This is a genomic window from Bacillus sp. FSL K6-2839 (genome assembly GCF_038003365.1).
Taxonomy (GTDB): Bacteria; Bacillota; Bacilli; order Bacillales; family Bacillaceae; genus Bacillus.
This window is the reverse complement of the sequence record NZ_JBBOOZ010000001.1, coordinates 2,215,930-2,229,261: the sequence shown is the minus strand read 5'-3', so window position 1 is coordinate 2,229,261 and position 13,332 is coordinate 2,215,930. Positions and strand designations below refer to the sequence as shown.

The 13,332-nt window shown below is 43.5% G+C and carries 12 protein-coding genes and 1 riboswitch; of the genes, 10 read left to right on the top strand and 2 right to left on the bottom strand.

The features are described from left to right. The first annotated feature begins 34 nt into the window (after nucleotides 1–34). From MHH26_RS11430 to MHH26_RS11410, 5 genes are all read left to right on the top strand, one after another. Nucleotides 35–1,012: an electron transfer flavoprotein subunit alpha/FixB family protein gene (locus MHH26_RS11430; protein WP_340973502.1), complete on the top strand. Its 978-nt coding sequence runs from the start codon at nucleotides 35–37 to the stop codon at nucleotides 1,010–1,012. A 75-nt stretch (nucleotides 1,013–1,087) separates the two neighbouring features. Continuing rightward, entirely contained in the window at nucleotides 1,088–2,566 is a 1,479-nt protein-coding gene (locus tag MHH26_RS11425; RefSeq protein WP_340973500.1) for an alpha-N-arabinofuranosidase, read from the top strand. A 245-nt stretch (nucleotides 2,567–2,811) separates the two neighbouring features. After that, a complete protein-coding gene (gene trxA / locus MHH26_RS11420) occupies nucleotides 2,812–3,126 on the top strand; it encodes a thioredoxin (protein WP_007501629.1) in 315 nt (104 codons plus the stop codon). A 139-nt stretch (nucleotides 3,127–3,265) separates the two neighbouring features. Further along, nucleotides 3,266–5,038, top strand: coding sequence for an excinuclease ABC subunit UvrC (gene uvrC, locus MHH26_RS11415; RefSeq protein WP_034661768.1), 1,773 nt, complete (start codon nucleotides 3,266–3,268; stop codon nucleotides 5,036–5,038). Nucleotides 5,039–5,101: 63 nt separating this feature from the next. Further along, a riboswitch (Lysine riboswitch) is annotated at nucleotides 5,102–5,278 on the top strand. A 140-nt stretch (nucleotides 5,279–5,418) separates the two neighbouring features. Next, nucleotides 5,419–6,654: an aspartate kinase gene (locus tag MHH26_RS11410; protein WP_334750037.1), complete on the top strand. Its 1,236-nt coding sequence runs from the start codon at nucleotides 5,419–5,421 to the stop codon at nucleotides 6,652–6,654. Between the two features lie 163 nt (nucleotides 6,655–6,817). Here the strand turns inward: MHH26_RS11410 and MHH26_RS11405 are convergent, their stop codons facing one another. Continuing rightward, nucleotides 6,818–7,261 carry a YslB family protein gene (locus MHH26_RS11405; RefSeq protein ID WP_034661763.1) on the bottom strand — a complete coding sequence of 148 codons (444 nt, stop codon included), beginning with the start codon at nucleotides 7,259–7,261 and terminating at the stop codon, nucleotides 6,818–6,820. 280 nt (nucleotides 7,262–7,541) lie between these two features. Between MHH26_RS11405 and MHH26_RS11400 the strand changes: the two genes are divergently transcribed. The 5 genes from MHH26_RS11400 (at nucleotide 7,542) to MHH26_RS11380 (ending at nucleotide 12,095) form a co-directional block, all read left to right on the top strand. Beyond that, entirely contained in the window at nucleotides 7,542–8,150 is a 609-nt protein-coding gene (locus MHH26_RS11400) for a succinate dehydrogenase cytochrome b558 subunit (RefSeq protein ID WP_047945318.1), read from the top strand. 37 nt (nucleotides 8,151–8,187) lie between these two features. Next, nucleotides 8,188–9,948 carry a succinate dehydrogenase flavoprotein subunit gene (gene sdhA, locus MHH26_RS11395; protein WP_282068170.1) on the top strand — a complete coding sequence of 587 codons (1,761 nt, stop codon included), beginning with the start codon at nucleotides 8,188–8,190 and terminating at the stop codon, nucleotides 9,946–9,948. Nucleotide 9,949: 1 nt separating this feature from the next. Next, a complete protein-coding gene (sdhB, locus tag MHH26_RS11390; RefSeq protein ID WP_024427169.1) occupies nucleotides 9,950–10,714 on the top strand; it encodes a succinate dehydrogenase iron-sulfur subunit in 765 nt (254 codons plus the stop codon). Between the two features lie 121 nt (nucleotides 10,715–10,835). Then, nucleotides 10,836–11,297: an acyl-CoA thioesterase gene (locus MHH26_RS11385; protein ID WP_340973495.1), complete on the top strand. Its 462-nt coding sequence runs from the start codon at nucleotides 10,836–10,838 to the stop codon at nucleotides 11,295–11,297. A 78-nt stretch (nucleotides 11,298–11,375) separates the two neighbouring features. After that, entirely contained in the window at nucleotides 11,376–12,095 is a 720-nt protein-coding gene (locus MHH26_RS11380) for a biotin--[acetyl-CoA-carboxylase] ligase (RefSeq protein ID WP_340973494.1), read from the top strand. Between the two features lie 27 nt (nucleotides 12,096–12,122). Here MHH26_RS11380 and MHH26_RS11375 read toward each other — a convergent pair whose 3' ends face one another. Further along, nucleotides 12,123–13,253, bottom strand: a complete 1,131-nt coding sequence (locus MHH26_RS11375; RefSeq protein WP_340973492.1) for a 2-methylaconitate cis-trans isomerase PrpF family protein — start codon at nucleotides 13,251–13,253, stop codon at nucleotides 12,123–12,125. Between the last annotated feature and the right edge of the window lie 79 nt (nucleotides 13,254–13,332).

Sequence of the window (13,332 nt, the reverse complement as noted above, 5' to 3'; positions counted from 1 at the left end):
TACGATATCACGAGAACAAGGGGGAACTTGAAAGATGAGTAAAAAAGTTGTTGTACTTGGAGAAAGTCGTGACGGTAAATTAAGAAATGTGACATTTGAAGCCATTGCTGCCGCTCATCAAGTGGCAGATGGCGGTGAGGTCATTGGCGTGTTAATAGGGGATGACGTCAAAGACCAAGCGGATGAACTGCTTTACTATGGAGCGGATCATGTCATGATTGTGGAGCATCCGCACCTTTCATACTATACGTCAGATGGTTTTGCGCAGGCGCTTCAAGCGATATTAGATCAGATTGACCCAGATGCCGTACTCTTTGGCCATACGTCTATCGGAAAAGACTTGTCGCCGAAAATAGCTGCACGCTTGCAGACTGGCCTAATTTCAGATGCGATTGATGTAAGCGTTACCGGAGAACACCTCGTTTTCACTAGACCGATTTACTCTGGTAAAGCCTTCGAAAAAGTGATTTCAACAGATCGTCTGCTTTTGGCGACCATACGGCCAAACAACGTGGCACCTCTTGAGCGGGATGCCTCACGAAGCGGAGAAATTACACCGGTTTCTGTCGATATTCAGAACCTGCGAACGATTGTGAAGGAAGTCATTAAAAAAACGTCAGAAGGTGTAGATTTATCTGAAGCAAAGGTCATCGTCGCCGGGGGACGCGGGGTCAAGAGCAAGGAAGGGTTTGAACCACTGAATGAACTCGCCGAAACGCTGGGCGCAGCAGTCGGTGCCTCGCGTGGCGCCTGTGATGCAGACTACTGTGATTATGCCCTGCAAATTGGGCAAACAGGCAAGGTCGTCACACCTGATCTCTATATTGCGTGCGGGATATCAGGGGCGATTCAGCATTTAGCCGGAATGTCTAACAGTAAAGTCATTGTTGCGATTAACAAAGACCCAGAAGCCGAGATCTTCAAAATTGCCGATTATGGAATCGTCGGTGATTTGTTTGAAGTGGTACCGCTTTTGAATGAAGAGTTAAAAAAGATGAATATCCACTCGTAACGCTCATACACTCAGAATGCCTAGGTATTCTGGGTTTTTTTGTATGTAATCAATAAACAAAGGAGCGGTTGACAAGTGAAGGGGACAGTAAAAGTCAATGACGTGATCGGACGTATTTCTAAACACATCTATGGACACTTTCAAGAGCATTTAGGAAGAGGGATTTATGACGGGATTTGGGTAGGAAAAGATTCAGCGATTGATCATGTTGAGGGGATTCGTACGGATGTGCTAAAGGCCCTTCAAGCATTACATATTCCGGTGCTTAGGTGGCCAGGCGGCTGCTTCGCAGACGAGTATCATTGGGCAAATGGTGTAGGTGATCTCAGTGAACGAAAGCCGATGGTGAACACTCATTGGGGCGGCACGGTTGAATCCAATGCATTTGGTACGCATGAATTTATGAAGCTGTGTGAGCTGCTTGAATGTGAGCCTTATATTTGCGGGAATGTGGGAAGCGGGTCTGTTCAAGAATTAGCAGAATGGGTCGAGTATATTACATTTCCAAAGGGAACACCTATGTCTGATTGGCGTATTCAAAATGGAAAACAAGAACCTTGGAAGCTGACCTATGTTGGTGTAGGCAATGAAAGCTGGGGCTGCGGCGGGAATATGACGCCTGAATACTATGCAGATTTATATAAACGTTATCAAACGTATGTGAGAGAGTTTGCGGGTCAGACGATATACAAAATCGCGTGCGGCGCAAATTCAAATGACGTGAATTGGACAAAAGTATTAATGGAGCGGGCCGCACCTTGGATGGATGGACTCAGTTTGCATTACTACACTGTACCTGGTACGTGGGAGAAAAAAGGGTCAGCGACTGAATTTGATGAGGATGAATGGTTTATCACGTTGAAAAAAGCCTATGAGATGGAACGGCTTGTCGTGGATCATGGAGAGATCATGGATCGTTATGACCCAGACAAGCGAATCGGGATGATTATTGATGAATGGGGAACATGGTATGATCCAGAGCCAGGGACAAATCCTGGGTTTTTGTATCAGCAAAACACACTAAGAGACGCCCTTGTTTGTGCTCTGCATTTTCATATATTTCATCGTCATTGCCAGAGGATTCATATGGCGAATATTGCCCAGACGGTCAATGTTCTGCAAGCAATGGTGTTAACGGAAGACGAAAAGATGCTCCTGACGCCTACGTATCATGTGTTTCACATGTTTCAAGTGCATCAAGAGGAAGAAGCACTTGAAGTGGAGTTCGTGTCAACGCCTTATGAACGCAGAGGAGAAAAAATACCTCAGGTTAGTGTGTCAGCTTCGCGTTCGTCAGATAAGATGCATATTAGCTTCTGTCACCTGAATCCGCATGAACAAAACGAAGTATCCCTTGCCATTGAAGGTTTGGATGCTCAAACGAAAGTCACGGGCCGCGTGCTGACAGCGGACCGCATGAATGCGCACAACACATTTGACGATCCTCATGCTGTCCAGCCAGCAGAGTTTCAGCAATTTGCTGTAAAACCCGGTGAATTGACCATAGATCTGCCGCCAATGTCGGTGGTGATGATCACGGTCGAACTGGCTTGATCGCATATTTAGATGTTTGATGAGAAGGATGTTGGGGCATCATACATTGTAAATGAAGCGGAAAGGGAGTTATTTATATGCTTAGAACGATTCTCATGATTATCGGTGCAATTGTTGTCATTGGTGCGATTGTACGGTTTGTTTTTTAATTCATTTCATAAAAAATGATTCGTAAGCATTTCATTCGCAAGTCACATTGGTAGATGCTATACTAAAAAGCATAATTTACATTGGAGGAATGAATAATGGCAATCGTAAAAGCGACTGACGCAACATTTTCACAAGAAACTGCAGAAGGTGTTGTTCTTGCGGACTTTTGGGCACCATGGTGCGGACCATGTAAAATGATTGCTCCAGTTCTTGAAGAACTTGATCAAGAAATGGGCGACAAAATGAAAATTGTAAAAATTGATGTAGACGATAACCAAGAAACTGCTGGTAAATACGGCGTGATGAGTATCCCAACACTTCTTGTTTTAAAAGACGGTGAAGTGGTAGAAACATCTGTTGGTTTCAAACCAAAAGAAGCACTTGCTGAACTTGTCAACAAACATCTATAAACCTGTCTATGCCCGAGCGGCATACTCAATGAAGCGGTTCTCGTAAAGACGAGAGCCGCTTTTCTTTCAACATGGTATAAAACAAATGTTCGTGATACACTAGAAGGAGTGAAAGAGGAAAACAAGGACGGATGAAAATATGAACAAACTGATCAAAGAAAAGCTATCGGTCTTGCCAGATCAACCAGGCTGCTACTTAATGAAAGATCGACAAAATACAGTCATTTATGTGGGAAAGGCAAAGGTCTTAAAAAATAGAGTGCGCTCTTATTTCACGGGATCTCATGACGCCAAAACGCAGCGGCTTGTCAGTGAAATTGAGGACTTTGAATACATTGTCACCTCTTCTAATATCGAGGCACTCATTTTAGAGCTGAACTTAATCAAAAAATACGACCCAAAATACAACGTCATGCTTAAGGATGACAAAACGTATCCTTTTATTAAAATTACGAATGAACGGCATCCTAAGCTGATCGTCACCCGCAATGTGAAAAAGGACAAAGGGAAATATTTCGGACCATACCCGAACGTACAAGCAGCCAGAGAAACGAAGAAGCTGCTCGACCGTTTATATCCACTGAGAAAATGTGCAACCCTTCCTGATCGCGTCTGTCTATATTATCATCTTGGACAATGTCTCGCGCCGTGTGTGTATGACATTTCTGAAGAAACGAATAAGCAGCTCGTGGACGAAATCACAAGGTTTCTAAACGGAGGGCATCAGCAAATCAAAAAAGAACTAAACGAAAAGATGCAGGAAGCCGCCGAACAATTAGAGTTTGAACGGGCAAAAGAACTGAGAGACCAAATCGCTTACATCGACTCAACGATGGAAAAGCAGAAAATGACGATGAGCGATTTATCAGATCGAGATGTCTTTGCATATGCCTATGACAAGGGCTGGATGTGTGTCCAGGTTTTCTTCATCAGGCAGGGGAAATTGATTGAACGCGATGTCAGCCTATTTCCTATGTATCAAGACCCTGAGGAAGAGTTCCTCACGTTTATGGGGCAATTTTATGCAAAGAACAATCACTTTCTGCCGAAGGAAATTTTGGTGCCAGACAGCGTAGATCAAGAGATGATTGAACAATTGCTCGAGACGAACGTTCATCAGCCGAAAAAAGGAAAGAAAAAGGATTTGCTTTTACTTGCCCATCAAAATGCCAAAATCGCCTTAAAAGAAAAATTTTCACTCATTGAGCGTGATGAAGAGCGGTCCATTGGTGCGGTGAAGCAGCTTGGGGATGCACTAAATATTTATATGCCGTACCGGATTGAAGCATTTGATAACTCGAATATTCAAGGTGCAGACCCGGTTTCTGCCATGGTCGTCTTTCAGGACGGGAAGCCGTATAAAAAGGAATACCGAAAATACAAAATTAAAACCGTCACAGGGCCAGATGATTATGCATCTATGCGTGAAGTCATTAGAAGGCGATATACTCGCGTGTTAAAGGATGAGCTGCCGCTGCCAGATTTAATTTTAATTGACGGAGGAAAGGGACAGATCAATGCAGCGATAGATGTGCTTGAAAATGAATTGAATCTGTCTGTCCCAGTGGCAGGTCTTGTGAAAGATGAAAAACACAGAACTTCGAATCTCATGATGGGAGATACACTTGAAATTGTTGCGCTGGAGCGGAATAGCCAGGCCTTCTATTTATTGCAGCGCATTCAAGATGAAGTGCACCGGTTCGCTATTAGCTTTCACCGGCAGCTGCGCGGAAAAAATGCATTTCAATCTATTTTAGACGATGTACCAGGTATCGGAGAAAAGCGTAAAAAACAGCTTCTTAAACATTTTGGCTCTGTGAAAAAGATGAAAGAAGCCTCTATCCAAGACTTTCAGGAGGCTGGCATCCCGAAACAGACGGCCGAACTTTTAATGGAAGCATTAAAAAAATAGATTGTACTTTTTCCAAAAGTCTGTTAAGATTGTGACTAAATTTAATAAATGAACGTGTTGTTTGTTGAAGATAGAGGTGCGAACTTCAAGAGTAAGCTTCAGAGATCGATGGGATCTAGGAAGAGGGCTGAAAGGGGAGCGTCGCCGAAGTGAATAAAATCCACTCATTTTATTCGCTGGCTGTACATTGAAGAAATGTAGGGCTGTCAAGAATATATTTCTTGGAGGGCTATCTCATTGTTTGCATCGTTTAATGATGATTTTAAAGCAATGGGAGATCTGTTCTCTCATTGCTTTTTTATTTGCAGTGAGCAGGCAGTCTCCAAAGCCGCTTCTTGCCTCTTCTCTCACACGTGATCTTTTGAAAAAGGGTGGTAGACATGGGACTAATTGTACAAAAATTTGGCGGAACGTCCGTTGGATCAACAGAAAAAATTCGCAATGCCGCAGAGAGAGTCATCGCTGAACGCGAGGCCGGACATGATGTGGTTGTGGTTGTGTCGGCAATGGGCAAATCTACGGATGTTCTAGTAGACCTAGCGAAAGAACTCACAGATCATCCAAGCAAAAGAGAAATGGATATGCTGCTCGCAACTGGAGAGCAAGTGACCATTTCCTTATTAACGATGGCGCTGCAAGCAAAAGGCTATGATGCCATTTCCTTTACAGGCTGGCAGGCTGGTATGAAAACAGAGCAAGTACATGGTAACGCAAGAATCGTGGATATTGATGAATCAAGAATAAAAGAGGAATTAAGTGCAGGGAAAGTCGTTGTTGTAGCTGGCTTCCAAGGAATTGCAGATGACTTACATATCACAACACTTGGACGCGGTGGATCAGATACGACGGCTGTGGCACTTGCTGCCGCATTAAAGGCTGATAAATGTGATATTTACACAGATGTACCAGGAGTGTTTACGACAGATCCGCGTTATGTACCATCCGCGCGGAAACTTGCAGGTATTTCATACGATGAGATGCTCGAACTGGCTAATTTAGGAGCTGGCGTCTTGCATCCGAGAGCTGTTGAATTTGCAAAAAATTATCAAGTCTCACTAGAAGTCCGTTCTAGTATTGAAAATGAATCGGGTACGTTAATTGAGGAGGAATCATCCATGGAACAAAATTTAGTCGTCAGAGGCATTGCATTTGAGGATCAGATTACACGCGTGACGGTGTGCGGTCTTTCAAGCGGTCTCACCACATTGTCGACCATCTTTACGACGCTTGCGAAGCAAAATATCAATGTCGATATCATCATTCAGTCCGTCACAAGCACCAATCAGACGTCCATCTCTTTCTCTGTGAAAACGGATGATTTGTCCAAAACAGTTGAAGTATTAGAAGAGTATAAAGGAGCGCTTGGTTACGAACAGATCGAGACAGAAAGTAAATTAGCCAAAGTATCTATCGTTGGATCTGGTATGGTCTCAAATCCAGGCGTAGCCGCTGAAATGTTCGCTGTGTTAGCGGAAAAAGACATACAAGTGAAAATGGTCAGTACGTCTGAAATCAAAGTCTCAACAGTGGTTGGCCGAGATGATATGGTCAAAGCAGTTGAAGCGCTGCATGATGCGTTTGATTTATCAAAGGTGAGTGCAGCTGCTCACTCTTAAAAAGGCAGGGAGGTGTATCTCATGAAAGAGTGCACCTCTTTTTTAATGGAAAGCGCCGCATACCAGAAAGGAAAACGTGCGTAAACCCATTCACTAAGTATGCTATGATAGAAGAAGACTACAAAAAGGCGTGACCTGAAGTCTGCGCCTTTCATAAAGAGTGTTAGCTAGGGTCTCTTAAATCCCATTTAACGGTTAAAATGACTTTATCAGCACGCTTTTTCACTTGTTCATAAGATTCAGCCACGTGCTCGTTGAGAAGCTGAATTTGTTCAGCAATAAAACCCGCTTCCATCTGAAAGCATGGCTCCTTTTGATAGGTGATTCGATTTGATACAAGTGGACCTTCGAGCTCAAACTCAATTTCCTGTTTTTTCGAATGGACCATCGTGAGCGTTCCCCATCCGGCATCATGGAAAAATTCGGGGATCTTCTCCCATGACTCTTGAGGAAATTTACGAGCAAGCAGTTTACCCGCAAAATACATCATAGATGAATGATCCTGACCAAGAATATCAGGCAGCAGAACTTCGCGTATCAGCTCGTAGGCAAATCCATTGACTTCAATTTCTTTTAGCTGTTCTAAGTTAGATTCGAATTTATTCATTGTACGGCTCCCCTCTTTCAACAATTTATTATAGCTTATGTAAGCATATGATGACAGAGTTTTCCCTGAAGTCTAAGAAATTCTTATTGTAGTAAAACGAATTTTGATTTAAAACTTTTAAATTTCGGAAAATTTTAATTTATGTACGCGGTTTCTTGACGCTTTTTTGACATAGGAGTAAAATGAAATTGTCAATAAATTTGAATAAAGTGCTTACAATTGAAAGAAGCGGGGGTAAGACAATTTTCAGCAATTGCACTTTTTACTAGGGGGTAAAGTAATGTCGGGGAACAAAGAATTTTTTTATCGGAGATTGCATTCTTTGCTTGGCGTCATTCCGGTCGGTCTATTTTTAGTACAGCACTTAGTGATTAACCACTTTGCGACGAATGGGCCAGAGGCGTTTAACAAAGCTGCACACTTTATGGAACAGCTTCCATTCAGATATGCACTTGAGCTGTTCGTGATTTTCTTACCACTGATCTATCATGCTGTTTATGGGGTGTACATAGCCTTTACGGCACAAAACAACACGTCTCGCTTCAGTTACTTAAGAAACTGGTTGTTCAGACTGCAAAGGATTTCAGGTATCATCACATTAATTTTTGTCACTTGGCACGTATGGGAAACACGAATTCAAGCTCAGCTTGGAGCTGAAGTGAACTATGACATGATGGCGAATATTTTAAGCTCTCCATTTATGCTAGGCTTCTATATTGTCGGCGTTTTATCTACTATTTTCCACTTTGCTAATGGCTTGTGGTCATTTGCTGTCAGCTGGGGAATTACTGTTTCACCACGCTCACAAAGAATCTCCACATATGTGACATTAGGTATATTTATAGCGCTTTCATATGTAGGGCTAAGAGCAATTTTCGCTTTTGTTTAAGAGGAAATAGATTAGTAGAAGAGGGAGAGGGGCTACAATGAGTAATTCTAGCATCATCGTTGTCGGAGGCGGCTTAGCTGGTCTCATGGCAACTATTAAAGCAGCAGAAGCGGGAACAGCTGTTAAACTATTTTCAATCGTACCTGTGAAACGTTCGCATTCTGTATGTGCACAGGGCGGAATCAACGGAGCGGTCAATACAAAAGGTGAAGGGGATTCACCTTATGAGCATTTTGATGACACGGTGTATGGCGGAGATTTCTTAGCGAACCAGCCGCCAGTAAAGGCAATGTGTGAAGCAGCGCCGTCCATTATCCACTTACTTGATCGGATGGGTGTCATGTTTAACAGAACACCAGAGGGATTACTGGACTTCCGCCGCTTCGGGGGAACACAGCACCACCGTACAGCATTTGCTGGAGCTACAACAGGTCAGCAGCTATTATATGCACTAGATGAGCAGGTTCGCCGCTATGAAGTAGCAGGGCTTGTCACGAAATATGAAGGCTGGGAATTCCTTGGCGCTGTGTTAGATGACGAGGAAGTATGCCGAGGCATTGTCGCGCAGAACTTGACGACAATGGAAATTGAATCCTTCCGTTCAGATGCAGTGATCATGGCAACTGGTGGTCCTGGAATTGTGTTCGGCAAATCAACGAACTCCATGATTAACACTGGATCTGCTGCATCCATCGTCTATCAGCAAGGTGCTCATTACGCAAATGGAGAATTCATTCAAATTCACCCAACAGCGATCCCTGGAGATGACAAGCTTCGTCTCATGAGTGAATCGGCTCGTGGTGAAGGCGGACGTGTTTGGACATATAAAGACGGGAAGCCTTGGTACTTCCTTGAAGAGAAATACCCAGCATACGGGAACCTTGTACCGCGTGATATCGCAACGCGTGAAATCTTCGACGTATGTGTCGAACAAAAGCTTGGCATCAACGGAGAGAACATGGTATACCTCGATCTTTCTCATAAAGATCCAAAAGAACTTGATATTAAACTTGGCGGAATCATTGAAATCTATGAAAAGTTCATGGGTGATGACCCGCGTAAGCTCCCAATGAAAATTTTCCCTGCTGTTCATTATTCAATGGGCGGATTATGGGTTGATTATGATCAAATGACGAATATCAAAGGTCTATTTGCTGCCGGAGAATGTGATTACTCTATGCACGGCGGAAACAGACTTGGTGCAAACTCACTGCTTTCTGCGATTTACGGCGGGATGGTCGCTGGACCAAATGCGGTCAAGTACATTAGCGGCCTTGAAAAATCTGCGGAAGACCTATCTTCTGCAACATTTGACAGCGCTGTGAAGAAAGAGCAGGAGAAATGGGACAACATCCTCAGCATGGACGGAACAGAAAATGCGTACGTGCTTCATAAAGAGCTTGGAGAATGGATGACGGATAACGTCACAGTGGTTCGTTACAATGACAAACTCTTAAAAACAGATCAGAAGATCGAAGAATTAATGGAGCGCTACAAGCAGATTAACATCAACGATACAGCATCATGGAGCAACCAAGGCGCTGCCTTCACACGTCAGCTTGACAACATGCTTCAGCTGGCAAGAGTCATTACGATTGGGGCATACAACCGGAATGAAAGCCGAGGCGCACACTACAAACCGGAATTCCCAGAGAGAAACGATGAAGAATTCCTAAAAACAACGATGGCTACGTTCAAAGGAAAAAATCAAAAGCCTGCATTCCACTATGAGGACGTCGATGTATCGTTAATTGCACCTCGTAAACGAGATTACTCGAAGAAAAAGGTGGAGAAATAAGATGAGTGAAAAAAACACGATTCATTTCATTATCACACGTCAAGATACAGCAGATGGAAAGTCTTATGATGAGGAATTCGAAATCCCTTACCGTCCAAATATGAACGTCATTTCCGCACTCATGGAAATTAGACGGAACCCGGTCAATAAACAAGGGGAAAAAACAACGGCGATCAACTGGGATATGAACTGTCTTGAAGAGGTGTGTGGAGCTTGTTCTATGGTCATTAATGGAAAACCACGCCAGTCATGTACAGCACTCATCGATCAGTTAGATCAGCCGATTCGTCTTCAGCCGATGAAGACATTCCCGGTTGTGAGAGACTTGCAGGTTGATAGAAGCCGGATGTTCAATTCCTTGAAAAAGGTGAAAGCATGGGTACCGATCGATGGCACATATGATCTCGGTCCTGGACCAAGAATGCCTGAGAAAAAACGTCAATGGGCGTATGAGCTTTCTAAATGTATGACATGTGGTGTCTGCCTTGAAGCTTGTCCAAACGTGAATGATAAGTCTTCCTTTATGGGCCCTGCACCGCTTTCACAAGTCCGTTTATTTAACGCACATCCGACAGGTGCGATGAATAAGTCTGACCGTCTAGAAGAAATTATGGGGGACGGCGGTCTTGCGAACTGCGGGAACTCCCAAAACTGTGTGCAGGCTTGTCCGAAAGGAATCCCGCTGACAACGTCAATTGCAGCACTTAACCGAGATACAACTTTACAAGCATTCCGTAACTTCTTCGGAAGCGATCACGCAGAATAACATTACATTCAGTCCTCTTTGCCAATCATGATGAGTGTTTAAGGGGCTGGATGCAACATATAAACAAACGCCTCTTCCAATACGGGAGAGGCGTTTTGTTTCCAAATAAGGAGATGATCAAGTGAGACTGCCGTCATATATTGAAGAACCGTTTGAAGAGTGGAGGGCATCCTTTCGATTTTATGTCGAAACCACCGTTCGTTTTTCAGAAACGGATATGTTTGGCCATATGAACAATGTCACCCCTTTTGTGTATTTCGAAGAGGCACGAATTGCCTTTTTTCAAAAGACGGGAATTGTTGATAAACGAATGAAACGTGAGAGAGAGACCATGACAGTCGTTGCAAACCTGCAATGTGATTACATCAAGCAGGTAGAGATTGGGGAGAGGCTTCGTGTGTATGTCAAGCCGGAAAAGGTCGGATCAAGCTCACTCATCCTTCATTATTTAGGAGAAAATGAGCAGCAGGAACCTTGCTTTACAGGCTCAGTCACCATGGTGCAAATTAGTAAAGACACAGGCGCATCTGTCCCGTTTACAGAGGAAGAAAAAGAGACGTTTCAGGCGCAGCGAAATGAGTAACATGCTGGCTCATCAACATGCACGCTTCATTTTGTTATAATAAAAGCATCATATCAAGAAGAAACAAGAGGAGAACACATGAAGATTTTTCAATATGACACCATTGATAGTACAAATAATGAAGCGAAAAGGCTCATGCAGCAAGGAGAAAAGCCCTCATTTGCTGTCTATGCACGCCAGCAGACAGCAGGAAGAGGCAGACTCGGCAGGCCGTGGGAAACACCTTTAGGGAATGTGGCGGTAACCATGACAGTCTTACCGCCAGCAGAACTCTCCACCCAGTCAACGATCGCCCCGCTGACAGCACTAGCAATCTATGATGTTCTGAAACCACTCATGAGAGCAGAGGATCAGCTGGCGATCAAATGGCCTAATGATATTCTCATTAATGAAGCAAAGGTATCCGGCACATTAATTGAAGCAGACCGCAGTTCCATTTATATCGGTGTTGGCATCAATGTAGAGACAAAGCCGGAGCATGTCCCGTACAAAACCATTTGCTTATCAGAGCTGACAGAGGTGAAAGCCGATCAGCTAGTGAAAGAACTGGCAACGGCTTTTGAAAAATACCATTCACGCTGGCAGAATGAAGGGTTTGAAGGACTCACTGCCCTCTATAACAAACGGTTATATCGTCTCAACAAGCCCCTTCGCATTTCGTTAGATCGTGAAAAACAAACTTGGGAAGAAGGCATTTGCTGCGGGGTCAACCGCTACGGTCATCTCCAGTTAAAAGATGAGAAAGGGCAGATAAAAGCTCATTCTGCCGGAGATATTGATGCCCCGCTTCAACATTAAAAAAAGCAGACGATGTTCTCGTCTGCTTTAGGCTTCTCTTTTAATATGAGGCTGCACGATATAGTCTTGTTTTGTAAAGACAACCCCGTCTAGAATTTCTCTCGCGGTTCGAATGACTTTGACTCTATTTTGAGACACGTCAATGTCCGTTTGCATAATCCCAGCAGGATGCCCAATTCGAAGCGTATCATGTTGTCCATGATAAAGCTGTGCAGGAAGCGTTTGTTCCATAAAACAGCTGGCTGATACGCAGACAGAGCCGGTAATGGCAAGTGCTTGGTGCGGTCTTTGCATTGATAGCATACGAACGATGATGTCCATATCGGCTGTTCTTCTCAAGATTCCATTTGTATCTACATAATCAGCAGGCTCGCTAATGAGCGCAAGCTTTGGAACGGCTGGAGACTGTAATGTCGCCATGTCTTTTGGCGCAAAGTGACACATTTCAGCAGCGATGGAACGAATCTCTTCTAAATCATCCAGTAATTCGTCTGTAAACTCCTCAGGCAATTCAGTTCCTTTTAATTGAATATCTTTGGCACGAATAAAGGCAATTGGATTTGCAATGTCAACGATCGAGATGGGAATCTCACCAAACTTTGTTTGAATCGTATCAATTTTGTTTCCAGTCGGAAAAGTTTTACCTGTGACTGCGCCTTCAGGATTTTCAAAAGATAAATAAATGGGAGAACCTGTCCCTTTTACTCCTGGAATTTCTGCCTGTCCTTCAAATTTCACTTCTCCATTTTCGACTTCGACCTCTGCTGTAATCACTTTATTTGTGTTGGTATTGAGGATACGTACAGTCGTAATGGGCTCAACCGCTTGAACAAGTCCTTTAATGATGGCATATGGCCCAACGGCTGATGAGATGTTCCCGCAGTTTCCTTTAAAGTCGACATATCTCTCATTGATGCTGACTTGTGCAAACGTATAGTTCACATCCACATCTGGGCGTGTGGCTTTATCAATAATGGCTACTTTGCTTGTTAAAGAATTACCGCCGCCGATTCCATCGACCTGCAGCCGGTCAGGGCTGCCCATAATGTCTAATAGAAATGCCTCGAGCTCATCGTGTTCAAATGGTGCATTGTTTGCTTGAATGAATACCCCTTTGCTTGTACCGCCTCGCATGATTGTGATTGGAACTTTTCTCATTACTCTCACCCTCAATTTTTTAATGAACTGTTTATCTAATCAAAATGGTAAAGTATAATAAGAAATAAGTTAAATACAT